This is a genomic window from Glutamicibacter arilaitensis (assembly GCF_044793945.1).
GTDB lineage: Bacteria > Actinomycetota > Actinomycetes > Actinomycetales > Micrococcaceae > Glutamicibacter > Glutamicibacter arilaitensis_B.
This window is the reverse complement of sequence record NZ_CP084994.1, coordinates 3,034,847-3,061,146: the sequence shown is the minus strand read 5'-3', so window position 1 is coordinate 3,061,146 and position 26,300 is coordinate 3,034,847. Positions and strand designations below refer to the sequence as shown.

Annotated in this window: 21 protein-coding genes; 5 read left to right on the top strand and 16 right to left on the bottom strand. The window is 62.9% G+C overall.

Annotation, left to right across the window (positions count from 1 at the left end; genetic code table 11):
• Nucleotides 1-46: 46 nt before the first annotated feature.
• The 4 genes from LG294_RS14375 to LG294_RS14360 all read right to left on the bottom strand — a co-directional run bounded on the left by LG294_RS14375 (nucleotide 47) and on the right by LG294_RS14360 (nucleotide 4,658).
• Entirely contained in the window at nucleotides 47-1,687 is a 1,641-nt protein-coding gene (locus LG294_RS14375; RefSeq protein ID WP_404286850.1) for a biotin carboxylase, read from the bottom strand.
• 242 nt (nucleotides 1,688-1,929) lie between these two features.
• A complete protein-coding gene (locus LG294_RS14370; protein WP_404286848.1) occupies nucleotides 1,930-3,141 on the bottom strand; it encodes an amidohydrolase in 1,212 nt (403 codons plus the stop codon).
• 23 nt (nucleotides 3,142-3,164) lie between these two features.
• Nucleotides 3,165-3,890 carry a hypothetical protein gene (locus tag LG294_RS14365; RefSeq protein ID WP_404286846.1) on the bottom strand — a complete coding sequence of 242 codons (726 nt, stop codon included), beginning with the start codon at nucleotides 3,888-3,890 and terminating at the stop codon, nucleotides 3,165-3,167.
• Nucleotides 3,891-3,908: 18 nt separating this feature from the next.
• Nucleotides 3,909-4,658 carry a DUF5058 family protein gene (locus tag LG294_RS14360; RefSeq protein WP_404286844.1) on the bottom strand — a complete coding sequence of 250 codons (750 nt, stop codon included), beginning with the start codon at nucleotides 4,656-4,658 and terminating at the stop codon, nucleotides 3,909-3,911.
• Nucleotides 4,659-4,845: 187 nt separating this feature from the next.
• Here LG294_RS14360 and LG294_RS14355 point away from each other — a divergent pair, with 187 nt between their 5' ends.
• Nucleotides 4,846-5,799 carry an Lrp/AsnC family transcriptional regulator gene (locus LG294_RS14355; RefSeq protein WP_404286842.1) on the top strand — a complete coding sequence of 318 codons (954 nt, stop codon included), beginning with the start codon at nucleotides 4,846-4,848 and terminating at the stop codon, nucleotides 5,797-5,799.
• Here LG294_RS14355 and LG294_RS14350 read toward each other — a convergent pair.
• The 3 genes from LG294_RS14350 to LG294_RS14340 form a co-directional block, all read right to left on the bottom strand.
• Entirely contained in the window at nucleotides 5,785-7,200 is a 1,416-nt protein-coding gene (locus LG294_RS14350) for an NAD-dependent epimerase/dehydratase family protein (RefSeq protein ID WP_404286840.1), read from the bottom strand. The genes LG294_RS14355 and LG294_RS14350 overlap by 15 nt on opposite strands.
• A 216-nt stretch (nucleotides 7,201-7,416) precedes the next feature.
• Nucleotides 7,417-8,922 (bottom strand): sodium/proline symporter PutP, encoded by a 1,506-nt coding sequence (gene putP / locus LG294_RS14345; RefSeq protein ID WP_404286838.1) that lies wholly within the window; start codon nucleotides 8,920-8,922, stop codon nucleotides 7,417-7,419.
• Nucleotides 8,923-9,079: 157 nt separating this feature from the next.
• A complete protein-coding gene (locus tag LG294_RS14340; protein ID WP_404286836.1) occupies nucleotides 9,080-10,024 on the bottom strand; it encodes a LysR family transcriptional regulator in 945 nt (314 codons plus the stop codon).
• Nucleotides 10,025-10,283: 259 nt separating this feature from the next.
• On the opposite strand from LG294_RS14340, the gene LG294_RS14335 reads away from it, so the two are divergent.
• Nucleotides 10,284-13,805: a bifunctional proline dehydrogenase/L-glutamate gamma-semialdehyde dehydrogenase gene (locus LG294_RS14335; protein WP_404286834.1), complete on the top strand. Its 3,522-nt coding sequence runs from the start codon at nucleotides 10,284-10,286 to the stop codon at nucleotides 13,803-13,805.
• A 677-nt stretch (nucleotides 13,806-14,482) separates the two neighbouring features.
• On the opposite strand, the gene LG294_RS14330 is transcribed toward LG294_RS14335, so the two are convergent.
• The 7 genes from LG294_RS14330 to LG294_RS14300 all read right to left on the bottom strand — a co-directional run bounded on the left by LG294_RS14330 (nucleotide 14,483) and on the right by LG294_RS14300 (nucleotide 20,389).
• Complete coding sequence (locus LG294_RS14330) at nucleotides 14,483-15,022, bottom strand: hypothetical protein (protein WP_404286832.1); 540 nt, start codon at nucleotides 15,020-15,022, stop codon at nucleotides 14,483-14,485.
• A 244-nt stretch (nucleotides 15,023-15,266) separates the two neighbouring features.
• Entirely contained in the window at nucleotides 15,267-15,512 is a 246-nt protein-coding gene (locus LG294_RS14325; RefSeq protein ID WP_404286830.1) for a hypothetical protein, read from the bottom strand.
• A 40-nt stretch (nucleotides 15,513-15,552) separates the two neighbouring features.
• A complete protein-coding gene (locus LG294_RS14320) occupies nucleotides 15,553-16,176 on the bottom strand; it encodes a hypothetical protein (protein ID WP_404286828.1) in 624 nt (207 codons plus the stop codon).
• A 47-nt stretch (nucleotides 16,177-16,223) separates the two neighbouring features.
• Nucleotides 16,224-17,396, bottom strand: a complete 1,173-nt coding sequence (locus tag LG294_RS14315) for an ABC transporter permease (protein ID WP_404286826.1) — start codon at nucleotides 17,394-17,396, stop codon at nucleotides 16,224-16,226.
• Complete coding sequence (locus tag LG294_RS14310) at nucleotides 17,393-18,274, bottom strand: ABC transporter ATP-binding protein (RefSeq protein ID WP_404286824.1); 882 nt, start codon at nucleotides 18,272-18,274, stop codon at nucleotides 17,393-17,395. Before LG294_RS14310 ends, LG294_RS14315 begins: the two co-directional genes overlap by 4 nt.
• A gap of 87 nt (nucleotides 18,275-18,361) precedes the next feature.
• Nucleotides 18,362-19,021, bottom strand: a complete 660-nt coding sequence (locus tag LG294_RS14305) for a response regulator (protein WP_404286822.1) — start codon at nucleotides 19,019-19,021, stop codon at nucleotides 18,362-18,364.
• Between the two features lie 9 nt (nucleotides 19,022-19,030).
• Nucleotides 19,031-20,389 carry a sensor histidine kinase gene (locus LG294_RS14300; RefSeq protein WP_404286820.1) on the bottom strand — a complete coding sequence of 453 codons (1,359 nt, stop codon included), beginning with the start codon at nucleotides 20,387-20,389 and terminating at the stop codon, nucleotides 19,031-19,033.
• Between the two features lie 170 nt (nucleotides 20,390-20,559).
• Here LG294_RS14300 and LG294_RS14295 point away from each other — a divergent pair, with 170 nt between their 5' ends.
• On the top strand, nucleotides 20,560-21,105 hold the full coding sequence (locus tag LG294_RS14295; RefSeq protein WP_404286818.1) for an acyl-CoA thioesterase: 546 nt from the start codon (nucleotides 20,560-20,562) through the stop codon (nucleotides 21,103-21,105).
• On the opposite strand, the gene LG294_RS14290 is transcribed toward LG294_RS14295, so the two are convergent.
• Nucleotides 21,102-21,713: a phosphoribosylanthranilate isomerase gene (locus LG294_RS14290; protein ID WP_404286816.1), complete on the bottom strand. Its 612-nt coding sequence runs from the start codon at nucleotides 21,711-21,713 to the stop codon at nucleotides 21,102-21,104. The two genes, LG294_RS14295 and LG294_RS14290, sit on opposite strands and share 4 nt — an antisense overlap.
• A complete protein-coding gene (locus LG294_RS14285; RefSeq protein WP_404286814.1) occupies nucleotides 21,710-22,711 on the bottom strand; it encodes an acyl-CoA thioesterase in 1,002 nt (333 codons plus the stop codon). The genes LG294_RS14290 and LG294_RS14285 overlap by 4 nt, the downstream gene beginning before the upstream one ends.
• A gap of 70 nt (nucleotides 22,712-22,781) precedes the next feature.
• Between LG294_RS14285 and LG294_RS14280 the strand changes: the two genes are divergently transcribed.
• Entirely contained in the window at nucleotides 22,782-24,512 is a 1,731-nt protein-coding gene (locus LG294_RS14280; protein WP_404286812.1) for an ABC transporter ATP-binding protein/permease, read from the top strand.
• On the top strand, nucleotides 24,509-26,281 hold the full coding sequence (locus LG294_RS14275) for an amino acid ABC transporter ATP-binding/permease protein (RefSeq protein ID WP_404286810.1): 1,773 nt from the start codon (nucleotides 24,509-24,511) through the stop codon (nucleotides 26,279-26,281). The genes LG294_RS14280 and LG294_RS14275 overlap by 4 nt, the downstream gene beginning before the upstream one ends.
• Nucleotides 26,282-26,300 lie beyond the last annotated feature (19 nt).

The window sequence follows — 26,300 nt, the reverse complement described above, 5'->3', positions numbered from 1 at the left end:
GTTTCGGAGCCTACCACCAGCGGTTGAACGGGAAAGTGAAGCTGGGTTAGTGGTTATCCATCGGCGGAACGTCGATGCCCTTGTACTGCGCACGGATCGAAGAGATGAAGTGCTTCGCGTCGATGGTCAGCTTCGTCTTCTTCTTCCCCTCGTACTGCAGCTTGGCTTTCGTCACGAGTACGCCCAAGTCAGCACCCTTCCAGCGGTAGTCTTCGGCGCCGTAGATGCGCAGGAAGAACGCTTCTTTGTGGTTCTGCAACTGGTGCCAGTCCAGCGCGCTGCGGGAGAACTGCAGCTTGCCCTTGGAGTCCAGGAAATACTTCCCGGTGCGCGGGGCATGGGTGATGTACTGCACGATGTCATCGGTTTCCTTGATGATCATGTGGCTCCACACATCCGCCCCGGACAGCTCCTCCCAGCGCGCGTTGATCTCATCGACGTCCAGCTCGAAGTCCACGTCGAGGTATTCGAGCAGATGGAAGAGGAACAGCGGAATATCCGCGTAGGCGCCGGCGGTGACGTTGGTGATCGCGCTCGCCCCGGAGATGCGTGGGTTCAATTCGCCCAGGTACACCTCGTCGGTGTCCGTATCGACCAGCACATCGACCTCGAAGAAGCCGCGGTATCCGGTGGATTCAAGCCCCTCTCCGACCTTGCGGACCAGTTCGATCGCACGGGCGCGCTGCCCGTCGGTGACCACATCGGGGTGCATCTCGTTGCCGCACCAGCCGCCCTTGTAGGGAGTCAGCTCCTTGTACCCGGCCAGTTCGGTGAGGATCGGGCCGACGACGGTGCCGCAGCGGGTGAGCACCGCTTCCACGGCAACCGGCTGGTTGTTGATCCGCTTCATGACCTTGAGCTGTTCGCCGATGATGTGCTTGGAATGCTGGTTCCATTCGCCTTCATTGGTGATGAAGAACGTGGTCTTGCCCGAATCGCCGTAAGGGGTCTGCACCACCAGGTCATCGCCGAGCTTCGCCTCGCGGGCGAGCTTCTGCAACTGCGCGTAGGAATCGGCGGTGCCCAAAACGTTCGGGACCGAGTGGGCGCCGGCGGCGTTGCCCAATTCGGTAGTGACGATCTTCGAATCCAGGTGGTTGCGCAGTTCCGCCGAAGGCAGGATCAGGTCGTAGCCGAGCTCCTCGCAGATCGCTTCGGTTTCCTCATCGAAGAACACCATCGCGATCTTCGGGCGCTGGCCACCGGGGGTGCGGCGGGCATCGATGTATTCGCGCACCTCGGGGTTTTCCAGTAGCCAGTTGTTGATCTCTTCGGCGCTCTGGAAGTCGGTCTGCGGCTTCTCGCTCGGGGTGAAGACCCGCGGGTGGTGCCCGTCCCAGCCGTCGTAGTAGGTAATGTAGCTGAATTTGCGCACCCAGCGGTCAAGGCCCAAGAGATTGACCGGGGTGGCGCCCACAAAGTAGATCGGGGTCTGATTGGTGCGGAAGAAATGGCGCACTTCGCTCATATTTTTCAGCGTGCGGCCAAAATTCACCACGCGTGGAGGTTCCACGATGCTCTCGTCGTCGTTGTAAGCGGCATCCACTGCGACATTGGCAGTCATCTCGTCCAAAACGCTTTCCTGCGACTGCGGTTTGCCGACCTGTTTACGTAAATTGGCCAGATCGCTTGGTTTAGGCATCTGCGGTCGCGCGGAGCCTTCGCTCGCCTCAAGAAAATTTGCCATGGGATGTCGTTCCTTCGAAGTGGTGGATCTAGTAATTCTTCACGCGTCCGACGCTGGACGCGCTGTTGGGCGGTTGCTCTATCCATGCTTGGCGGTGCGAGTAAGGCGAGAGCTACGAGGAGGTAAAGCTGCGGTGAATACTGAGTTTTAGGGCGCTTTCGCGCTGTGCAATAGCCTAGACGCGCAAAAGTCCTAACGTGAATTTAACGACACGTTAGGACTTTCGCTGTCATGTGACGATGTCAGCTTGCCGAGCCGACGTAATAACCAATGGCTGCCAAGGCCGCCCGCACTCCGGTGTCCAGAGCTGGCACGTAATCGGGGAGGAAATGCGGGGAGTGGTTTACCGGGGCGGGAGCCACGGTGGTGTCGAAGCCGCCGAACATCCAGAACACATTCGGTACGCCCAGCGCATCGGCCAGCGCCCCGAAGTCCTCCGAGCCCATCGCCGGGGGCACGAAGCGCACCGCTTCGGCACCGAACTCGGCGCCGAAGGCGGAGACCACGGACTGGGTTTGCTGCGGGTCGTTGTAGAGCCGCGGGAAGTTGTAGAGCGGCTCGATCAACGGCGCCGGCGCATTGCCTGCCACGGCTTCGGCCTGGATGATGCGGGTGACCGCACTGAGCACCTGCTCGCGGACCTCTTCGGTGAGCGTGCGGATGTTCAGCGTGAACTCCGCGCGATCCGGAATGATATTTTCTTTCATTCCCGCATGGAAGGTGCCGCAGGTGACCACCGCCGGGCTCAGCGGATGCAATTCACGCGAAACGATGCTCTGCAGCCGGGTGATGATATGCGCGCCGAGCACGATCGGGTCAAGGGAATCCTGCGGTTGCGAGCCGTGGGACTGCTTGCCGTAGAGGGTCACCTTCAGCGAATCGGCTAGCGCCATTGCGCTGCCCTCGGTGATGGCGATGGTCCCGGTCTGGAAGGGGAAGACATGCTGGCCGAGCACCACCTGCGGGTGCGGAACCTTCTCCCACAATCCGTCCGCGAGCATCGCCTGAGCGCCCGCCGCGGTTTCCTCCCCTGGCTGGAAGAGCCACAGCACCGTACCGGACCAGCTGCCGGTGCTGCGGGCCATCACCTGCGCCGCGGCCAGCGCGGAGGCCACGTGGGTGTCATGGCCGCAACCGTGCATCACCGGTACCTCGCTGCCATCTGCCAGCACCCCGGTAGCGAGAGATGCGTAGTCCGCTCCGGTGTCCTCCTTGATCGGCAGTCCGTCCGAATCCGCGCGGAAAGCGATCACCGGGCCGGGCCCGTTTTCTTGGATTCCGACCACCCCGGTGCCGCCGCAACGGAAGTTCTCGATGCCCAACTCGGTGAGCCGGCGCTGAATGTAATCGGCGGTGGCGTGCTCTTGCATTGATAATTCGGGGTTTGCGTGCAGGTGCCGGTAGCTTTCGTGCAGCGCACGAGTCTCCTCGGAGTTCAGCGCGATCTCAATCATGGTCTTCCTTTGCTTGGTGGTGCTTAGTCTTCGGTGGTCGCCGAGAACTGGGTACGGTCCCGGACCAGCCAGGAAACGGTGATGGAGGCGATGACCACCAGGGCGGTGGCGAACATCGCCAGCGCGGGAGCCGCCGGCAGGATCACGAAGTTCATCAGCAGCGCGAGGGTGATCGCCACCAAGGTGGGGCGCAGCGACTTCATCGCGACGATGGACTGCACGAGCACCGCACCCATCAGTGAAGGCAGGATGTAGAGGCGGGCTACCTCGGTCACCTCGGGCGGAACCATTGACAGCAGCCAGGTACCCAGCAGTCCGACGAAGAGCAGCAGGCTGGTCAGGTGGACCGTGGCTGCCCCGCAGATGGCCATCACGGCGGCCAGGTCTCCACGTTTGGTGCCCGGCTTCGCGCCGATGGACGCCTGGGCGACGATCGCCGCGGGCAGCAGCTTATTGGAGATATTGCCGATCATGAACGCCTGGTACATGGCGGCCGAGCCGAGGATCGGGAAGTAGGTGGCCGGTTCGACGATCCACAGCACCCCGAAGGTCGCTGCGACGGCGAGGAAAGCCACCCAGATCATCGACGGGGCGATGTCCAGATCGCTGAAGAAGACCAGATAGATCGGGCCGAGCAGGGAGAAGATCAGGCCAGCGGACATGGTCAGCGAGCCGTAGCGGGTGGTTTGTTTTTCGAAGCGCGCCATCGAGGCGTCGGCCTTGGTCAATTGTGCGGATGAAGTAGTCATTAGGTGGGTCCCGTCCCTTTAGGCTGCGGTGTGCAGGAAATAGCCGGAGGTGATGGCAACGACGATGGAAATGCCCAACGCCCATTCCTTCAACCATTTGGCGTTTAGCAGCTTCGCCAGCCAGAGGCACAGCGCCATGGTGCTGGCGGACACCGCGACCAGGATCAGGTGCACGTTGGACTTCGGCAGCTCGGCGATGGTCAGCGCGGAGAACGCTCCGAGCAGGGCCGCGGTGGGGATCAGCGCCATCACCGCGGGGTTGCGTTTGGCCAGCGACTTGCCGCCCTTTTTCATGATCGGGGTGAGGATCAAGGTGGCGAGCATCCACATGGCCCCGGACAGGCTCATCGCCATGAACGCGACGGCGAAGACCTGCTGGGTATAGTCCGACCCGCCCAGCGAGGCGCCCATGGTGACTGCGGAGATGGTCGCCGAACCGGTTTCCGCCGAAACGGATCCGATCAGCCCGATGCGCACCAGGACTGCCGGGGTGCCGAACAGCGCGAGCAGCGCGATGGCGACGAAGACGACCGCCAACGAGGGGCCGATGGAGGCGACGGCTCCGGCGCGGAAGGATTCCTGCAGCTCGCGTACCGGCATGTCCACATGCGGTGCGGCGACCTTGGCCGCACGAGCGTAGAGAACTGTCTGGATGAAGATGACTGCGAACACGCCCAAGGCGCAGAACCACAGGAAGGGGGTGTTGGCGATGGCCCAGATGTTCGTCGAACTCGGGTCGCCAGCGGCCAGAACGAGCTGTGGCTGCATAGTGGGCTCCTGAAAGGGTAGATAGCTAAGGTTGATGTGATGTGGATCGCATCCAGATACAACCTTGCTAGTTCCCGTAAAGAACGGCAATAATTGGCACATCTTGCCAATTTTTTGTCGTTTTCCACCAAAAGCATGATGGACTGACGGAGTAAACGCAGGATCTAGCCATATAGGGTCGGCAGCAATGACGCAGCACGAAGTTTTCAACGATCTGGAACGCCGTATCGTCATCGCGATGCAGATCGATGGGCGGGCCACCTGGCGGAAGATCGCCCGGGTGCTGCGCGAGCCGGAACGGACCGTTGCCCGCTATGGCCAGGCGCTGCTGGAAAGCGGGAGAGTTTCGGTGGCCGCGATCCAGCACCATTCCGGGTCTCTGGTCGCCTCCTTCACCTGCGCGCCGGGCACCGTGCGGGTGGCCTGCGAGGCGCTGGCCCAACGTGCGGATACGAGCTTCAGCTATATGGTCACCGGGCAGAGCGACGTGGTCACGGAGCTGCATTACGACGGGGACCTGGCCGAAATCCTCACCATGCAGTTGCCGGCCACCCCCGGGGTGAACTCGCTGGCCGTCTACCCGATCATGAAGTACTTCAAGACCATTCGCGCCTGGCGCGCCGAACCGGTCAGCGAGGCTCAGGAGCGCGCTTTGACCCCGCTCACCGGTGGCGAGCTGACCGAATGGAACCCGGCACCCGGGCTCACCGAGAACGATTCGATGATCATCGAGGTGCTGCGCAAGGACGGGCGGGCCAGCATCGATGCGATTTCCCGGCAGGTGAAGATGAGCGAATCCTCGGTCTCCCGCCGGGTGGATTGGCTGTTGCGCGGCGAACAGATCAGCATCCGCACGCTGGTGGAACCGGCACTGCTCGGCTTCCCCGTGGAGGCGCTGCTGTGGGTGCAGACGTCCCCGCACAGCGTCGAGGCCCTCGGCCAGCGTCTGCGCCTGCTGCCCGAAGTGCGTTACGCGGCGGCCGTCGCCGGGGACGCGCAGCTGATCGTCGACGTCACCGTGCGCACCCAGAAGGACCTGTACCGGTTCATCTCGAACACCGAATGGGGCGAGATGGTGCAGCTCAAGACCGCGATGGTGCTCTCGGCGCGCAAGCGCGGAGGCCGGCTATTCGCCGTGTAGCGTGGCGGCGAAGTCGTTCTGCGCAAATTCGAAGCCTGCGTCGGCCAGCACCCGGCTGGTGACCTTGCGTCCGGTCAAGGCCACCCGGGCGTTGGAACCTATGATCGCGGCGCCTAGCTTTGGCAAGAGCGAGCCGGTGGGCAGCCCCGGCAGTCCGGCAGTCGAACGCAGCGCGGACATCACCTCGTGGTTGCGCAGCGGGTGCGGGTTCGCCGCGTGCACAACGCCCTCGGGGATCGGCGGAGTTTCCAGCCCCAGCAGGTTGCGCACCAGGCGCAGCCAGTCCTCCATCCCGATCCAGCTGAACCACTGCTTGCCGCCGCCTATCGGGCCGCCCATGCCGGTGTGCACCAGCAAGCTCAGCGGTTTGAGCAGCGGGGCGTCCGGGTGCATCACCAATGAGGTGCGCAGCACGTAGCTGCGCGCCGCGTTGATGTGCGCGTCGTTGAATGCCCGCTCCCAGGCGGACGCCACTCCGGTCATTTCCGGCAATGCCCGCACGCCTTCGGGCAGCGGGCTGTCTTCGGTGAACTCGGTTTCTCCGCCATCGCCGAAGATCGCGGTAGTGCTCGACTGGATCCAGCTGGCCAGCGGGGTTTCCAATCCGGCCGCAGCCTCGGCGAGGGTGGCGGTGCTTTGCACGCGTGAAGCGGTCAACTTGGCGATATTCTCTTCGGTATTGCGTTTGTCCACGCGTTCCCCGGCGAGATTGATCAGGTGGACGGGGTACTTTTCGTGGGTCAGTGCGCTGGCCCAAGCACCCTGATGCCGTCCGTCCCAGGGGTACTGCTCGGCAGGGAAATCCGCTTCCGCGTTTCGGGTGAGCACCGCGACCGAGGCGCCACGGCAGACCAACTCGGCGACCAGGTTGCGCCCCAGGAAGCCGCGTCCCCCGGAGATGACCACATGGGCGCCAATGGTGCGGTGTGCCGCCGGCGGGATGACCTTGAACAGGCGGGCGGCCGCCAGCGCGAAGTCGGTGCACAGCGCATTGGCGACGCTGAATTTGAAGGCGGTGGTGCCCACTCCGCGCAGTGCCACGGTGAAGCGCAGCAGCGCGCCGCTGCCGGAGGGATCCACCTGCCAGCGCAGGACCATGTCCCCGCCGGGCTGCGGCTGGGTGAATTCAACCATGCGTTGGGCCGGATTGCGGCGGGTGATTGAACCTGCCGGGGCGGTGGCGCGGTGCAGCGGACCGAACACCTTGCCAGGTGGGAGCAAGTCCACCTTGGTGCCGACTCCGCGCTGGTCATCGTGCACCATGAAGCCATCGAAGCTCTTCATCCAGCTGCCGGTCTGCGACAGGTTTCCGACAATGGAATACACGGCCTCGGGGTCCGCGGCGAGGTACTGGGATTCGGTGCGCTGCCAGCGGGTGAACTTGTTGAGCAGGTCGGCCATGGTCGGATCATCCTTCGAGTTGATCAGAAACTTCGGACATCTCCAAGGCTACTTCGGTTTGCTGTGCCAAGGCGCCACGCGGGCTCATCGGCGCTTCGAAGTGTCGCGCTCAACTAGCTGGTGGCGTGGTGATTAACCAAAGAAACCGGCCCCTTCCGATTGCTGTTGAGCAATCGGAAGGGGCCGGTGGATTAACAAGGAAGAACGCTTTGCGAATTAGGCGGTAACCTTCGCGCCGAGCTCTTCTTCCATGGCAGTGAATTCCGCGTCGATCTCCGCATTCGGCTTGAAGGTCGCCCGTGAAACGAGCCACGCGACAACCAGCGAGACGATGAAGCCCGGGACGATCTCGTACATGTTGCTGGCAAGCACGTCGACGTTGCCCCAGATGTAGACGACCGCGGCACCGGAAACCATACCTGCGAAGCCGCCCAAAGCGGTCAGCTTGCGCCAGTACAGGGCCAATAGCACGATCGGACCGAAGGAACCACCGAAACCTGCCCAGGCGAAGGAAACGAGGTCCAGGATCGAGGAACTCGGGCTCAGTGCAAGCAGCGTGGCGACAAGCGCCACGATCAGCACGCCGGTACGTCCGAGCATGACCAGAGCCTTCGGCGAGGCCTTGCGTCCGGAGATGTTGTAGAGGTCCTCGACCAATGCCGAGGAGCACACGATCAGCTGCGAGGACATCGTGGACATGATGGCTGCCAGTACGGCGGCCAGCACCAAGCCTGCGATCAGCGGGTGGAAGAAGATCTGGCTGAGCAGCAGGAATACGGTTTCACTGCTTGCGTCCGTCAACGGCTCGTCGGCGAAGTAGGCGACGCCAACCAGCGCGGTGGCGATGGCACCTGCCGAAGACAAGAACATCCAGCCGATACCGATGCGGCGTGCCGTCTTGGCCTCGCCCGGGTTACGCAGCGCCATGAAGCGCACGATGATGTGCGGCTGGCCGAAGTAACCTAAGCCCCAGGCAGCGGTGGAGAAAATAGCCACGACCGCGAGGAACCAGTTGCTGCCGGAGAAGGAGGAGAACAGGTTGAATGCTTCCGGATTCACCTCGGTGATCTTCGAAGCCAAGGAGCCGAAATCGCCCATCTGGATGACGGCAACGATTGGCACCGCGATCAGCGCGGTGAACATCAGCAGGCCCTGGGCCACATCGGTCAGCGAGGCTCCGAGGAAGCCGCCGAACAGCGTGTAGAGCAAGGTGATTCCCGCAACGAAGATCATGCCGTTCAGGTATGGCCAGCCGAAGGAAGCTTCAAAGAATTTGCCCGCTGCGACCATGCCCGAGGACACGTAGAAGGTGAAGAACACGAGAATGATGACCGCCGAGGCGATGCGCAGCAGGTGCTTCTTATCCTTCAGGCGCTTCTCGAAGAAGCTCGGAATGGTGATCGCGTTCTGGGAGATGGCGGTGTAGGAACGCAGACGAGGAGCGACGTACTTCCAGTTCGCCCAGGCGCCGATCAGCAGGCCAATGGCGATCCAAGCTTCGTGCAAGCCGCCAAGGTAGATGGCGCCGGGCAACCCCATCAGGAGCCAACCTGACATGTCACTTGCGCCTGCGGATAGCGCTGCCACCCACGGCTTCAGGCCGCGGCCTGCAAGCATGTAGTCGTCGATATTCGATGTTCGCCTAAAGGCCACATAGCCGATGCCAAGCATCACGGCCATATAAAAAGCGATTGCGATGATCTGATAAGTCTGGTCAGACATTTTTCCTCATTGCCGTTTTTTGCTCACCGGCGCGTGTTACCGCCCGGCGAGCCGCGGATCTAGTGGTGCGAGTCACCACTATTGCACTTATTTATTTATTTGTCTTGACTGCCTTCTTTGGTTGTTACCGATTTGTAACCTTAAAGACCGTATCGAACTAATTGGCAGAATCAGAATCGAGTTCATGCGCTTCGTGCAGAATCGCCAGCTGTTCGTGCACCAGCGTGCGTACCGCCTGAATCGCTGGGGACTGGGCCGAAGAGTGGCGCATCGCGGTGAATATGGTGCGTACCGGAGCGTTGTCCAGGTCCACGAATCGCAGTTGCCGCTCGAACTGGGTCCACACCAGATCCGGCAGCAGTGCCACCGCGGTGCCGGTCTCGACCAGAGTGACATGAGCCTGAAGGTCGGCCGTTTCGTAACGCACATCCGGCTCGAATCCGGCCATGCGGCATGACTGCTCCGCCCAGTGCCGGCTCGCCGCACCTTCGGGCTCCATCACCCACGGGAGGTTGGCCGCATCGGCAAGGGAAGCGGTCCGGTCGAATTCCGCGTTTCCCTCGCCGCCGAGCAGCGGCAGAGCCAGCCGGATCGGATCGTGCGCGAGGTGACGCCGATCGAGGGTTTCAAAGATCGGTGCCGCATGCCCCTGATACTGTTCTGCGATCACCAGGTCAAAGTTGCGGGCGCTGGTTTCGTGCAGGGCTTCTTCGGGTTCGTGCTGGGTCATCTCCACGCGCAGATGCGGATGCATGGAGTGCAGCTTGCGCAGGACAGGCGGCATGACGGCGAGCATCGCGGTCTGGAATACCGCAAGGCGCACGGTGCCCGAAACGCTGGACATGGTCGCCGCTAGATCCGCTTCGGCGCGTTCCATCGAGCCGAGTAATTCCTCGGTGTGGGCCACGAGAACTTGGGCCTGCGGGGTCAACTGGAGCTTGCGTCCGTTGCGCCGTAAAAGCTGGACGCCGGCTTCGTCCTCGAGCTGGCTGAGCTGTTGCGAAACAGATGAGGGAGAGTAGCGCAGTACATCTGCAACTTCGGCGATCGTTCCGCGGATACTTAGTTCTCTGAGGAGACGTAATCGTCGCAGTTCAAGCACTGATTTAAATCCTATCGTCACGCCTTTGAAGTGAAGTAATGCCCGGGCGTTTCGCGCACCTACCAATACATTAGCAAAACCGAACGAAGCTCTTCGGGTTTGTTCACTTTTGCTTAATGAAAGTTGGGGTCATACTCGATCTTGCACACAGCATTTTCGCGGCCAACTATCCGGTGATTCCGTAAGCTCGTCAGCCATAACGAATTTCGCGATCGGTGTATCAATATAAGTACGAACCGCATCGAAGGGAACGGCAAATATGTCATCCTCTATCACCACACTGCGAACCGTCGAACCGGCGGTTGACGCAGCAGGCAAGCCACTGACCCACCCCTCAGAACTTGCCGATGAAACCATCTCCTTGGTCCGCCATTGGCTGACCGAAGCAGCTAAATTTCCGGTCGATGCCTCTGCGGCGCGACTCGCGGGAGTGTTGAAGGACCCGAAGGGCCTGGACTTCACCGTTGGATTCGTCGACGGCGTGATCCGCCCCGAAGATCATCGGGTCGCGGCCAGCAACCTGAAGCGGCTAGCCCCGATGGTGCCAACCTTCCTGCCGTGGTACCTGCGCAAGGCAGTCGCCCTGGGCGGCACCATGGCGCCGCTGCTGCCGGGAATCGTCGTGCCCGTAGCCCGCAAGGTGCTGCGTGAAATGGTCGGCCACCTGATCATCGATGCCTCGGACACCAAGCTGGGCGGTGCAATCGGCAAGATCAAGCGCGATGGCGTCAACCTGAACGTCAACCTGCTCGGCGAAGCGATCCTCGGCGAAGGCGAAGCGAACCGCCGCCTGGAGGGCACCACCAAGCTATTGGCCCGCGATGACGTCAACTACGTCTCCATCAAGGTCTCCTCCACCGTGGCTCCGCACAACCACTGGGCCTTCGACGAGGCAGTGGAGCACATCGTGACCAAGCTGCGCCCGCTCTACGAGCTGGCGAACAATGCGAGCGCAAAGAAGTTCATCAACCTGGACATGGAAGAGTTCAAGGACCTGGAGCTGACCATCGCGGTCTTCACCAAGATCCTGTCGCTGCCGCAGTTCAAGGAACTTTCCGCCGGGATCGTGCTGCAGGCCTACCTGCCAGATGCCCTGGGCGCGATGATCGAACTGCAGGAATTCTCCGCAGCCCGCGTGGCCGCCGGCGGTGCGCCCATCAAGGTGCGCGTGGTCAAGGGCGCGAACCTGCCGATGGAAATCATGGAAGCCGATATCCACGGCTGGCCGCTGGCCACCTGGCACTCCAAGGCGGACACCGACACCAGCTACAAGTCGGTGCTCGAGTACGCGCTGCGCCCGGGGCATGTAGAGAACGTGCGCATCGGCATCGCCGGTCACAACCTCTTCGACGTGGCGCTGGCTTGGCTGCTGGCCAAGGCCCGCGGCGTGCAGCAGGGCATCGAATTCGAGATGCTGCTCGGCATGGCCACCGGCCAGGCCGAAGCGGTGCGCCGCGACGTGGGCGAGCTATTGCTCTACACCCCGGTGGTGCACCCGGCCGAGTTCGACGTGGCCATCGCCTACCTGATCCGCCGCCTCGAAGAAGGCGCGAGCCAAGAGAACTTCATGTCCGCGGTCTTCGAGCTGGAGAAGAACGAGGCACTGTTCGAACGCGAAACCAACAGGTTCCTCGCCTCGCTGGAAAATTTGAGCGACGTGGTGCCCGCCTCGCACCGCGTGCAGAACCGCCAGGTGCCCGACTCCTCGCTGACCGAGGTGGTGGCCGGATTCGCTGATGGAACCACCGAATTCTTCAACACCCCGGACACCGACCCGAACCTGAACGCCAACCGCGCCTGGGGACGGGAGATCCTGTCCAAAATGCAGGAGTCGAACCTGGGCAAGGACCTGGTGGCCGCCAACACTCTGCACTCGGCTGCCGAAATGGATGAGGCCATCGCCATGGGCGTGGACGCATCGGCCAGCTGGCAGGCCCTCGGCGCAGCCGGCCGCGCGGAGATCCTGCACAGTGCCGGGCTGCTCTTCGAAGAGCGCCGCGCGATGCTGCTGGAGGTGCTCGGCTCCGAATGCGGAAAGAACATCGACCAGGGCGACGTGGAGATCTCCGAGGCGATCGACTTCGCCCACTACTACGCACAGCGCGGCCTGGACCTGGAAAACGTCGACGGTGCCAGCTTTGTGCCTTCGAAGCTGACCGTGGTCACCCCGCCATGGAACTTCCCGATGGCGATCCCCGCCGGATCGACGATGTCCGCACTCGCCGCCGGCTCCGCGGTCATCATCAAGCCTGCCACCCTGGCCTCACGGATCGGTGCGGTGATGGTGCAGACCCTGTGGGATGCGGGTGTGCCCAAGGACGTGTTGCAGCTGGTCTTCGCCGGCAACCGCGACCTGGGGACCCAATTGATCTCCGATGAGCGCGTGGACCGGCTGATCCTCACCGGTGGCTACGAAACAGCAGAACTCTTCCGTTCCTTCCGCAAGGACTTGCCGCTGCTGGCCGAAACTTCGGGAAAGAACGCCATCATCGTCACACCGCATGCGGATCTGGACCTGGCCGCACGCGACGTGGTCGCCTCGGCTTTCGGGCACGCCGGACAGAAATGCTCCGCCGCCTCGCTGGTAGTCCTAGTTGGCTCCGTGGCAGACTCGCGCCGCTTCAACAGCCAGCTGATTGACGCGGTGAAGTCGCTGAAGGTCGGCTACCCGTGGAACCCGGAATCCCAGATGGGCCCACTGATCGATGAGCCGGGCGAAAAGCTGAAGCGTGGTTTGACCACCCTCGGTGCCGGGGAGCGTTGGGCCGTTGAGCCGAAACAGCTTGATGAGTCCGGCAAGCTCTACTCGCCTGGTGTGCGTTACGGGGTCAAACGCGGCAGCGAATACCACCTGACCGAATACTTCGGCCCGATCCTGGGCGTGATGACCGCACAGACCTTGGAAGAAGCAGTTGAACTGGTCAACGAGGTCGACTTCGGTTTGACTTCCGGGCTGCACTCGCTGGATCGCGGTGAGTTGGCCTACTGGATGGAAAACATCCAGGCCGGCAACATCTACGTGAACCGCGGCATCACCGGGGCGATTGTGCAGCGCCAGCCATTTGGCGGCTGGAAGAAGTCGGCTATTGGCGCCGGCACCAAGGCAGGCGGCCCGAACTACCTGATCGGCATGGGCAGCTGGCGCGACGCACCGGTGACCGAAACGGCCACCTTGTCGACCTTCGACGAGCGGCTGCTGAACGCCGCGGAGCTATCGGGCGAAGACGCCGACTGGTTGCGCGGTGCGCTGGGCAGCGACCAGCTGTGGTGGAATCAGGAATTCAACCAGGCCAAGGACCGTTCAGGTCTGCAAGCGGAGCGCAATATCTTCCGCTACAAGCCGGTGGATGTCACCGTGCGCTTTGAGGCCGCGACCAGCGGACACGGCATCACCGAGGCATTGCGCGTGGTGGCCGCCGGGGTCACCGCAGGCTCGCGCCTGGTCTTCTCCGCGGATGCGGACCTGCCGCGTGGGGTGCGCAACCTGCTCGCCGAGCATTCGGTGACCGTGGTACGTGAAGATGGGGACGCGTTCGCCGCCCGGGCCGCACGCCTGGCTGCGAAAACCGGACCAACCTCTTCTTCGCGGATCCGCTTGATCGGCGGATCGGTGAAGGTGCTGGCCGAGGCCACCGATGGCAAGCCGGATGTTGCGATTTACGCCTCGCCGGTCACCGGCGCCGGACGCGTGGAAATGCTGCCGTTCCTGCACGAGCAGGCGGTATCGATCACCGCGCACCGGTTCGGTACGCCGAACCACCTCAGCGACGGGCTGATCTAGTAGTCCGCTCGTTTCCGCCCGTTGACCGCGGGCCGGTCCGTACCTCGTTTGAGGTGTGGATCGGCCCGCGGTTTTTTGTGTATCGTTTCGAATCAGTATCCATGCTCTCCAATTTCTGCTGTTGGGCGGGAACGGTTCCATGAGGCTGAGACTGGCGTGCAGAGCTTGGATGATGCGGAGCGCTTTGGCTTCGATTACCTCGCAGCACTTCATGGAGTTGGGCCAAAGGCTATTCGCCTTCTACAAGCCGCGCTCAAGCACTAGCTCATAGAAGCCAGTTCGTCCGTCGCTTAGAGATGTGCGCTCAGGGTTCCTCTTTTGTTTTGATCTCCCGACGGCATGGTCAGTGATACCTATCTCAAGCTCCGAAATTGGGTCGAAAATGAACGTTATTGAAGCGCCGTGCAGGTCGATTTATATGTTCGGTTCGCGACCGCGTCACGTGCAACCAGGCAGTCGAGGAAGTAGGCAGTGGTGAATTTGAGAAAAGTGCAGTGATACACGTGGACACTGAGAGGTACTGCCAACTTCCGCGAGAATACGCGTTAGTTGGAAGTTAAGTCACTGTGTGTGGACACAAGTCGACTTAAGTTGCCATAATAGGAGAGTCGAAGGCAGTAGCGTTCGAAAGTAGGCCCGGCAGTCCTCCGGAGGTGTGACGAGCCGGGCTAGCGCATTTAACAGGACCGTATGTCGAGAAGTAGCGGCTCGATTTTTTGTTTCCATGTTCCGCCGCGGTTGTAGCACCAGGCGATGGCATCGCTGGCCCATAGCAGCGGCTCTTCTTTCTTTCCTCGGTGTTGGTAGCGCAGGTCTGCGTAGTTTAGTTCTCTGAGACGTTTGGCGATGATTCGTCGGTCGGCTGCATCTATTGAGGCGTCTGATTCGATGGTTAGTTGTCGGATTTGTTGTGAGGCGATGTCGTCGAGCATTGTGTGCAGGCAAGCTTCACGTGCGGTGGCGTGTTTCTTCGCTTCGGAGACGTACATGATGGCTGTGAGGTCGCATTCGCGCATGATGCTGATGAATTTGTCTTTGATGGCGTCGCGTTCTCGCACGAAGTGGACGTAGTCGGTGCCTTTGTGCCGGCCTGCTTTGAGCTCGTTGCGTACGTTGGCGAGAGACGCGGAAGTTGTTACGGCAGCTGCGAGGTAGTATTCCTTGGCTTTGCATTCGTCGACGAATAGCTGCGATTGCCTAGGGAGTTCTAACGCCAACGTTTTGTCACCTTATCCCTGCACTTTACGTGTGGTCAGGGTCTTCTGTTCTACTTAGTCAGCACGGACCGACTGGTTTTCCTTACCTTCTCAGTCTAATTGCAGTACGCAAAGATATCGGATGATCTGGTGGTATCCCACACCGGTGAGGATACTATGATCTGCGATTTCAGTGAGTTCCGTAGCGAGTACCGGTCTTTCGTATATGTCGAGGTGGGTAAACCGACACGATGGCTTTTGCATCTCACCAAAACGCCCGCAATTGGCCTGGTGGAAGGTGATTTCTTGGGAAGCCGGTGGCTAGTTCCAGTGCGAGTCGTGGAACGTCGGTGGTGGCAAGCAGAGGACGAACGGCGGTAAGCAGGTCAGCAGAGAGGTGCAACGAGGCGCGCACCGTGGCCCAGTCGAGCGGGGGCCGCTCGACTGGAGGCAACGGGTGCAGCTGCGCGCTCAGTTCCGTGGCCTTGGTCTTCAGACTGATCCCGTTCATGAACCCAGGGGCTCGGTGCCGCACGCCTGGCAACGGAGAACTAGGATTTTTCCGATTGCTTCTTTGCTTGGCGTCCGCTGTTGAAGCGGGTGGCCAGCGCGTCGGCGGCGACCGCAAGCCAAGCAGGCAAGATATAGCGGGCCAGGGTGGCGAGCATGAAGACGGCCAGCGTTCCATCGGCGGCCTGTGCGGTGTTCAGCGCGAGGAAGCCGAAGCCCAGCGCGGCGGCCAGTCCGGTGATCCAGCCGGCCAGCCGGCGCGGGCGCAGGATGAACCAGCCGGTGAGGGTCAGTAGCGGCAAGATGAGCCCGAGGGTGTGGAAGTAGACGGTGTACGCTCCGGTGAGATCCAGTGCCGAGACGAAGAACCAGTCGCCGTATTCGACGGTGCCTAGGACCGGGAGTTTGAGCAGGACGTCGAGCAGCACGCTGAGCAGGCTGATCCCGATGCCGAAGATTTTGGCGGCGCGCGTGATCGGCAGCAGCCACAAAGCGGCTAGCACCAGGCAGCGCAGCACCCAGAGGCTCAAGACCACCAGGGTTGACGAGCCGAGGACCAGGTGGGTCATGGCCAGCGCGGTGTTGCCGGCCAGACCCAGCAATACCGCAAACCAGATGAAAATGGACACTGCTGACAGCTGCATGCGGGGCTTGTTCTCGTTCACCGGATCAAGTGTAGTCAGTGCGGCTGTGTGCCGGCTATCCGCGCGGTTCAGAGTTCCAGCTTCAGCGCCTTGCGCAGGGTCAGCGCCCCGCCGGTGTGCATCACTGCCCGGCGGTAGATCCGTTCGGCGAACAAGATAGTGAACCAGCAGGCAGCCAGCGTGATGACCAGCGAGATCAGCGGTTCGACCAGAGATACTTCACCGCCGAGCAGGCGGATTGGCATCGCCACGGAAGAGACGATCGGCACGTAGGAGGCGATGACCAAGAAGCCGCCCTTCGCGTAGATTCCGATGAAGAGCACCGCCATCAATACGCCGACTACCGGCCCGGAGGACTGCTGCAGGTCCTCGGTGCGGCTGGCCAGCGCGCCGAGCGTCGCCCAGATGCCGGCGAGCACCAAGAACCCGCCAAGGAAGAAGACCACAAACCAGCCGGCCACCGCAGGCAGAACCCCCAAGAATGGGAGCTGGACCGGGGAGAGGTAGGCGGCGAACAGCCCGACCGCGAGGAAGAGCATCAGCTGGGCCAGCGCCAAGACTACGTTGCCCAGGATTTTTCCTGCCAGCAGCTGGCGCAGGTTGATGGCCGAAGCGAGGATCTCCACCACGCGGTTTTGTTTTTCTTCGATCACCGAGTTGGCGATCGGCATGCCGAAGATCAGCGCGGACATGTAGAAAAGGAAGGAGAAGAGCAAGGCCATCACCTTGATCATCGAGGCGCGTTCGGCGTCCCCGTGCAGCTGGGAGATCGTCAGTGCGTCATCGCCGGGCATCTGATCGGCGTTCAGCCCGGCAGAAGTGAGCAGTTGGCCGGTCAGCACCGTGCCGGTGGCCTCGCGCAGCGCGCCGTGCAGTTCCTCCGGGACCTCGTCTGCGCCGTTGAGCGTGAATTTTTGCGCGGAGTTCTGAGTGAGGATGGCGTCGAGCGTTCCGGCCTCCAGCTGCGCGGTGGCCTCGGAGGCGGTAGACAAGCTGATGCTGAACTTCACGTTCTCCTCGGCATCGGCGGAGGCCTGTTTGAGCACGGCGAGGCTCGCCTGGTCGGTGGCGGCCATCGAAAATTGCGTGGTGCGGGTGGCCAGAAACCCGGTGACGGCGATGGAACCGATGATCAGCACCAGGGTGACCAGGGTGGAAATGATGAAGGCCTTGTCGCGCAGCTTGGTTTCCACCTCGCGCAGCGTGACGATCAACCAGGGGTGGGTGCTCTGGGTGCTCATGCGATGATCTCCCGGTAGATATCTGCCAGTGCCGGGCGTTGCACGGCAAATTCGGTGACGGTGCCGCGGGACAGCGCGTGGGCCAGGACCCGTTGCGAGTCGGCGACGGTGGCGAAGCTGACCAGCGCGTTGGCGCCGGAGAGGTCGATTACCTGAACTCCGGGCTCGGTGCGCAGCCAGCCGGCGTCGGCACCTAAGGAAAGCCGGTGCACGCTGCTGTGCGCGGCGCGCAGCTGATCTGCCGGGGCGTCGGCCAGAACCCTGCCCTCCTGGATGATGACCAGGTGGTCCACCAGCGTATCGAGCAGATCCAGTTGATGCGAGGAGAAGAGCACCGGGACGCCGCGGGCGGCGTAATCGCGCAGAATTGAACTCATCGCGTCCACCGCCAGCGGGTCCAGCCCGCTGAAGGGTTCGTCGAGCACCAGCACGTCCGGTTCGTGCAAGAGCGCCGCGGCCACCTGCACACGCTGCTGGTTGCCCAGCGAGAGTGACTCAAGCTTGTCTTTGGACCGGTCCGCCAGGCCGAAGCGGGCGAGCAATTCCATCGCCCGGGTGCGTGCGGTGCCGCGCAGCAGCCCGTGGAGCTGGCCGAGATAGATCAGCTGGTCGATCACCGGCTGCTTGGGGTAGAGGCCGCGTTCTTCGGGCATGTAGCCGAAGTTGGGGCGGGTGGCCGCGTTCAAGGCCGCCCCGTCCAAGGTGAGATGGCCGCTGTGGGCGTTGAGCAGTCCCATGATGATGCGCATGGTGGTGGTCTTGCCTGCGCCGTTGGCCCCAACGAAGCCGGTCAGCGCCCCGCGCGGCACGGTGAAGCTGACCTCGTCCAAGACCTTGCGTCCGGAAAAGGACCGGGTGATCTGATGCAGTTCGAGCATGCTCGGTCTTTCTGGCCTAGGAATGTGTGCGCTTGTGATCCAGCTTAGGAAAGCTGGGGCGGATCCGCCTGATGCTAGCGGATGAAACTATTGGATGAGCCCGGCCCGGTGGGCATAGAGGGCCGCCTGGACGCGGTCGCGCAGGTGCAGCTTGGCCAAGAGATTGGACAGGTGGGTTTTCACCGTCGCCTCGGACAGGGAGAGCAAGGCCGCGATTTCCTGATTGTTCTTGCCGGCGGCCAATGCGCTCAGCACCTGGCGCTCGCGGGCGGTCAGCGTGTGCAGCGCTCCGGATTCCGCTGAAGGCGCCGGAGTTCCGGGGCGCGCGGTGGTTTTGCGGGCGATCAGTTTAAGCGTGACCTCCGGGGAGAGCAGCCCGTACCCGGCGTGGATCTGGTGGACCGCGTTGAGCAGCAGTTCCGGTTCGGCGTTTTTGAGCAAAAAGCCACTGGCCCCGGCATCGAGCGCGTCGAAGAGGTAGTCCTCGCGGTCGAAGGTGGTGAGCACGATGATTTTGGTGTCCACAGCACCGGTTAGCTGCGCGGTGGCGGCGATGCCGTCCAGCTGGGGCATCTGAATATCCATCAGCGCGACATCCGGGATTCGGGAGGTGATCAGCTGGACCGCTTCGTTCCCGTTGGCGGCGGTTCCGATGACCAACAACCGCGGGTCGGTTTCCAAGATGAGCTTCAGCGAAGAGCGGATCAGTGGCTGGTCATCGCAGATCACGACGGTAATTTGGCTCATGTTCTAACCCTAGTTCCCTTCGAGTTCCCCGGGCAGGCGCAGCCGGGCGCGGGTGCGCCAACCGCGCGGAGTGCGCGGGCCGATCTCCACCAGCCCGTGATGCAGCGCGGCGCGTTCACGGATGCCGCGCAGCCCGAAGCCGCTGCCTGCGCTGTGGGGTCGAGGCGTTCCCTCGTCGGTGACTTCCACTTCCAGCCAGTGTCCCTGTTCGTCCAGTCCGGAGCGCAGTGCGAGGGTGGCGGTGCGGGCGGTGGAGTGGCGTCGCACATTGGCCAGCGCTTCACCGCAGATGCGATAGGCGGCCAGGGACAGGCCGGGGGCCAAGGAGGCGAAGAACCCCGGAGCATGTTCGTCTTCCGAGAGGACCACCCGCAGACCGTGCGTGGCGTTCTGCTCGATCAGTTGGGGCAGCTGTGCCAGGGATGGCTCCGGGGTGCGCGCGGAGGTAGTGCCAAGTTCGGAATCCTGGGGGGACTGCTCGCGCAGCACGCCGAGCAGCGAACGGGTTTCGGCCACCGCGCTGCGCGCGGAGGACTCGATGCCGCGCATCAGCTCGATGGCTTGGGCCGGATTGCGGTCCTGGACCAGCCGGGCGGCGGAGGCCTGGACTCCGACGGAGGCGATGTGGTGGGCGATGACGTCATGCAGTTCGCGGGCGATGCGCAGGCGTTCCTCGTTGACCGCGCGCGCCGCGAGCTGTTCGGCCTGCGCGGCGATGCGCCTGGCCTGGATGAGCACCAGGGATTTGGAATAGGAGCTGGACCAGCTGGTCAGACCCAGGAAGATTGCCCCGCCGAAGTAGAGCACGTTGATCAGGAAGCTGTACAGCGGCATGGCCACCTCCTCGGGAATCGAACCCGCTGGGTTCTCTACCATGACCCAATTCGCCTCCGAATACAGGTCTCCGGTGAAAAAGGAGAGAATCAGCCACACGGCCATGCTCAACAGCACCAGGCCCATCGCTGTCCACAGCCCCCGGCGGTTGCGTGCCCAGGCGACGGCGGTGTACAGGCCCAGGAAGTAGGCCAATTGGGCGCAGAACTGCATGACGATGGTGGCCGTGGCGGGGGAACTACCAATGAGGAAGGCGGCCGAACCGATGAGCATCATGGTAATCGGCCAGCGCCGGCGGAACATCAGCGGCAGGATCAGGGCCGCGAGCAGGGCGAAGGCCAGGGGGCGTTCGGCGCTCTTGCCCACCTCGGTCAGCGAGAGCACCAGCTCCAGCATGAGAATTGCCAGCAGGTAGAAACCCAGCGCCACCCAAATGTCGCGGCGCAGCGAGGACGTCGAGGGCGCCTCGCGTTCCCAGTCGGCCGGTGGCAGCGAGGGGACCTGTCGGTGCAGCAGCTGCGAAAGGCGGTGCATAGCTCTTCCTGGTCAGGGGCATCCGTTGCAGATGCGCGATCTCTTCCGCACTGGACTTTACCTGCCCGCGGGGTTCTGGCGAATGAGCCTTAGGGATTAGGCCATTGGTCGCGGCGGGCGAAGGGAGCATGGCCAAATAAGTTACCGAACGGTAATGTGATGGCATGCACATGATTTTTCGCATCCTACTGATGCTGCTCCAAGGCAAGAAGGCTCCAAGGCTGAGCATGCTCGATTCCGGATCCCTGGCCATGCGCGCGACGCTGACCGATATCGACTTCGCCGGACATATCAACAACGGCATGTACTTCTCGATCTTTGATCTGGGCCGCTTCGATTTGATGTTCCGCTCCGGTGCCTGGGATGTCATTCGCAAGAACAAGTGGAGCCCGGTGGTGCAGGCCGAAACCATGGCCTTCAGGAAATCGGTGAAGCTCGGGGTGAAATTCACCCAGGAGACCCGAGTGCTGGGCATGGATGAGCGCTGCATCTACTTCGAACAGCGCATCGTGGTGGACGGCGAGATCTACGCCCGCGGCTACATTGCCACGCGCATGACCTCCAAAACCGGGCCAGTGCCCAACGCACAGATCCTCTCCGCACTAGGGCTGAGCATGCCCGAGGACCGGGTAATCCCCGAATGGATCACGCGCTGGCGTGAAGAAAGCGCCCTGCCCGGTGCGCGCAGGCCCGCGCCGCACTCATGGATCCGCTAATCCGGACGGCGGGCGGCATCCAAGAAGCGGGCAATCAGCTCCGGATCCTTGACCCCGCGAGCGGACTCGACCCCGGAAGAGACGTCCGCGCCGCTCGCCGCGGACTCGGCGAGCGCCGCGGCCACATTCTCCGGGGATAATCCGCCGGCCACCAGCCAGTTGCGTCCGGCCGCGAGGGCGCGCACCTTGGAATAGTCCCAGCTTTCCCCGCTGCCCGGGACCGCGGCGTCAATGAGCAAGAAGTCCTCGCCCCAGTTCTCGAATTCTTCGGGCTGCGCGTCCATGCGCACCGCGCGGATCACCCGGAATCCGGCCTCGCGCACCGTTTGCACATCTTTGCGGGTGCGTGTGCCGTGCAGCTGGATCCAGCCGAGCTTGGCGGCGCTGGTCCGCTCGATAGCGGTGCCGACGTCTTCGCTGCGGAAAACCGCCACGGTGGCCACCCCGGCGGGGACCTGCGCGGTGAGGGAGGCCGCCAGCTCTGGGGACACCTCGCGCGGCGAATCGGTCAGCACGAAGCCCAGCGCGTCCGCACCATGCTCCAGCGCGACGCTGACGTCATTCTCGGTGGCCAGACCGCAGATCTTCACGAACGGGCGGCTGCTCATCGGCCCACCTCCGCGCTGGTCTGCGGGGCGCTCAGATGCGTCGGGGTGTAGCCGCCGGGCGCATTGGCGCGGATTTCAAGCAATTCACGAGCGTGTTCCCAGAGCCGGGAGTCCTCCTCGCTGACCGGCACCCAGGTTTCCACCGGCACCGCCGTGCCGGTTTCATCGCGGGCGACCAGCACTGTCAGGCAGTAGGTGGTCAGTTCCATCTGCGTGGTTTTCGGATCCCCGGAGCGCACGTGCACCGCAATATGCATGCCCTTTGACCCGGTGTAGACCAGCCGGGCCTCGACCTCGACCAGATGGCCGATGAGCAGCGGGCGGTAGAAGCGCACGCCGCCGGAGAATACCGCGACGGTGTCCCGCCCGCAGTAGCGGCCGGCGCAGAGTGAGGCCGCCTCATCGATCCACTTCATCACGATGCCGCCGTGGACCTTGCCGCCCCAGTTCACATCGGTGGGTGCGGCGAGGAATCGCAGGGTCACCCGCGGTGCGGTGCCGGCGTCGGTATAGGACTGGTCGTTCATCGACTCGACGATGCGTTCGCGGATCTCGATGCGGGCCAACGCGTTTTTCCGCAATTGAAGCTCGCGCGCAGTGCCGGGGGTGAAGGAGGGGACCGGGGTGGGTTTGCCCTGCTCATCCACGGCCACGAAGATCACCAGGCAGGTGGAGGACATGACGGGGCGCAGCTCGCGGGGATCTGAGAAGGACACCTCGGTGCGGATATGCATGGAACTGGAACCGGTGTAGACCACCGAGGCGGTGACCTCCACCAGATCTCCGGAATGGATCGGGTCCGCGAAGTGGATATTTCCCACGTAGGCGGTCACGCAGTAGCTGGCGGACCAGCCCACCGCTGCGGCGTAGGCGGCTTTATCCACCCATTCGAGCACCGTGCCGGCGGCAACCGTTCCGGTGATTCCCACATCCGTGGGCGCTGCGAGGAAGCGGAGGGTCACCGAATGCGGCCGGCTGGCCGTTTGGAGATCAGTCATTTAGCTAGTTTCCCCTGCCTAGCCATAGGTTGCCAACCTATGACGTGGCCTTTCGCCCTAGGATGGAGGAGTGCGTAGGGTCTTTGGAATTTTTTCGGCATCCACCGCGGCGGTTGTCTGCCTGGGGTTGCTCTCGGCTATCGGTGCCATCGGGCTGGCGGTGCTCATAGGCCGCGCCATCGATTCGTTGCGCGCAGATCTGCCATTGGATGTTGGCTGGTATATAGCGGTGGGCTACGAACTGTTGGTGGTGGCCCTTGGGGCACTGCTCACCCCGGTGCTCATTGCGCGTTCGGCCCGCACGCTCGGCGCGCTGCAACGCCAAAGACTGGTGCGCCACTATTTAGCCATCGGCCCCTTGGCCGTGCGCCGGCTGGGGGAAGGGGAACTGGTAGATGCGGCCACGGACGCGGTAGATCGTTCGGTACGGTTCCGCACCAGCTTCATGGGTCCGGCCATCTGCGCGGTAGCCACCCCGGTGCTGGTGCTGATCGGCATCATGTTCTTCATTGATCCACTGAGCGCACTGATTCTCTTGGTGCCCACCGCGCTGGTCCCGCCGATAGTCATCGGTTTCCAAAAACTTTTCCGCGGATCTTCCGGCGAATACCGCCGCGCCCAGGGCATGCTCTCGGCCACCTTCCTCGACGCGCTGCGGGCACTGACTATGCTCAAGCTCAACGGCGGAGCCAGCTGGATGGGGCGGCGCATCGCTGCGGCCAGCGAAAGGGTGCGCCAACAGGTGATGAAGCTGTTGGCCCGCAATCAACTGGTGCTGCTGGTGATCGACGCGAGCTTCGCCGTCTTGCTGCTAGCCACCGCAGCGATTCTCGCTTGGTGGCGGGTGAGCACTACGGCGATCACCGCCGGGGAGGGTCTATCCCTGGTGCTGCTCAGCTTCCTGATGCTCGCTCCGGTGAACTATGTGGGCAGCTTCTTCTACATTGGGATGACCGGACGGGCCGCCGAACAGAAAATAGACAGCTTCATGAGCACCCCGCGGCACCGTGCATCGGCGAATCCGTTGAGCGTTGACCTGCGCACCGATGACTTGCAGCTCCAAGACCTGGGGGCCGGATACGAGGGGCACCCCGAGGCGCTAGCCGAGCTGAACTTCACCTTCCCGGCCGGTTCGAAAACCGCGGTGATCGGGGCCTCGGGCAGCGGAAAAACCACCTTGCTGCGAGTGCTGCAGGGCCAGCTGGAAACCACTGCGGGAATTATCCATGAGGGGCATCAAGCCTTGGGCCCGGCCACCCTGCGGGCCAATACGGCAGTGGTGGAGCAAGGCACGACGCTCTTCGGGATCAGCCTGCGCGAGAACCTGCTGCTTGCCGCGCCACAGGCCAGCGACGAAAAGCTGCGCCGGATGGTGCACCGCTCCGGTCTGGCGCAGTGGTATGCCCAGCAGGAAGCGGGACTGGACACGGTGCTCGGCGAAGGCGGGGCGACGCTCTCTGGGGGCCAAGCCCAACGCCTGGCCATCGCCCGCGCCTTGCTGGCCGAGCGGCCCATCTTGCTGCTCGACGAACCGACCAGCTCCCTTGATGTGCAGACCGAAGCCGAAGTGCTGGACACCCTGCGTGAAGTGGCAGCGGAGCTCACAGTAATCACCGTGACCCACCGTTTGGGGCTGCTCTCCGATTACGACCAGGTTCTGGTCTTGGATCAGGGACGGATCGTGCAAGGCGGGCAGCGCGAAGAACTACTGGGCACCGAGGGGTACCTGAAAGCGGCGATGGAGAATTTCAGCCAGCGCGTTGCAGCGCTGGGCAGCCATCGCGGGAACGAGACGAAGTGAAGAAACTGAATTCCGCGCAGCCAAGCAGCTTCGCCAGCGCCCGGTGGCTGATTGCGCAGAGCCTGGATCTCTTGGCCCCCCTGCTGCTTGCCTGCCTGATCGCCTGCCTCACGCGCCTGGCCGCACTGGGCATTTATCTTTTTGCCGGGCTGGGGCTGGTGCAAGCCATAGGCCTTGAATTGCCCGCTGGGCTGCCGCGGCTTTCCCTCGGAGCGCTGGCGGTTGCGATTATCCTCGCCGGCCTATGCAAGGGAGGGCTGCGCTATGCCGAGCAGTATGTGGGGCATAAGGTCGCCTTCCTGGCCTTGGCCAGGCTGCGGTCGACCATGTATGACGCCTACCAGCGGCAGGCCCCCTTCACTGCGGCCAGCAAGAATTCCGGGTCCATGCTTGCCAAGGCCACCCGGGATATCGACAAGGTGGAGGTGTTCTTTGCGCACACGCTCCCGCCGGCCGCGGCAGCGCTGCTGGTCAGCGGCACGGTCCTGTGGTGCGTCCACCTGGTTTTCGGCAGCACCGCGGCGCTGATCCTCGCCGGAGGTTACCTGCTGGTCGGCGTATTGCTGCCGATGCTCGGAGTCGGCGCGCTACGCAGGGCGGCCACCATGGCCGCTCAGGTGCGCGGCAGCCAAAACCAGATCATCATGGAGTCCTTGGCTGGCGTTGAAGTAATCCACGGATTCGGCGCCGGTGGGCGAATGCTCAAGCGCATGGACAGCGCCGGAGCGGCGGATACCCGGGAAGCTGGCCGGGCCGGCTGGGTGACCGGGCTGCGCTCGGCGTTCAGCCAGATCGTGGTTTGGGGTAGCGCGTTGGCGCTGCTGATCCACGGATCCGCCGAAGGATCGCTGGCGGCCACGATCATTCTGGTGGTGATCGCGGTGCCATCCTTCGAATCGGTGCGGGCAGTGGACGGATTTGTGCTTGGGCTCCAGGATTCGCTGGCGAGCGCTCGCCGATTGTTCAAGACCGCCAGCGGACCACCGATTGTTTCGGAAACGAGCGACGCAGGCGAACTCCCGCATACCGGGACGGTGAGTGTCCAAGGCCTAGCCGTGTGGCACGCGGAGCGCCAGGTGGTGCGCGATGTGGATTTCACGGTGAATCCGGGGGATCTGGTGGCGCTGGTGGGAGCTTCGGGCTCGGGGAAATCCTCCATTGCGTCCGCGCTGGCCCGTGCACTGCCGGCCGGCGGAACGCTGAGCCTTGGCGGGGTATCCCTGGATGCGGTGCCGCTGCAGGTCTTGCGTTCGCGAATCGTCGTGGTTTCCCAAGAAGCGGTCATGGTGCGCGGCACGATACGCGAAAATCTCCTATTGGGAATCACCGGAACCACCGACGCGGAGCTCTGCTCGGTGCTTGATGAACTGGGTCTGGGCCAATGGCTGAGCCAGCAACCCAAGGGCTTGGACACCCGTTTGGCGGACCGCTCCACTCGGCTCTCCGGAGGCCAGCGTCAACGGTTGGCCTTGGCGCGCGCACTGGTGCGTCACCCTGCGCTCCTGATTATGGACGAATCGACCAGCGGATTAGATGCCGCGAGCGAACGCCTGGTGATGAACGCGATTAATGAGCGCCGTGGATATGGGATGGGAGTGCTGATGATCAGCCATCGGCTTTCCATCCTGGAAGAAGCTACCGAGGTGCTGGTTCTGCGCGAGGGGCGCATTGCTGAATCCGGTTCCCCGGCACGGCTTCTGGCCGATGCCTCCACGCTGTTCTACCAGATGGTGCTGCGTGAAAACGATCGGATCATTACCGGGGCATAATCCCTGACAAGTACCGGCT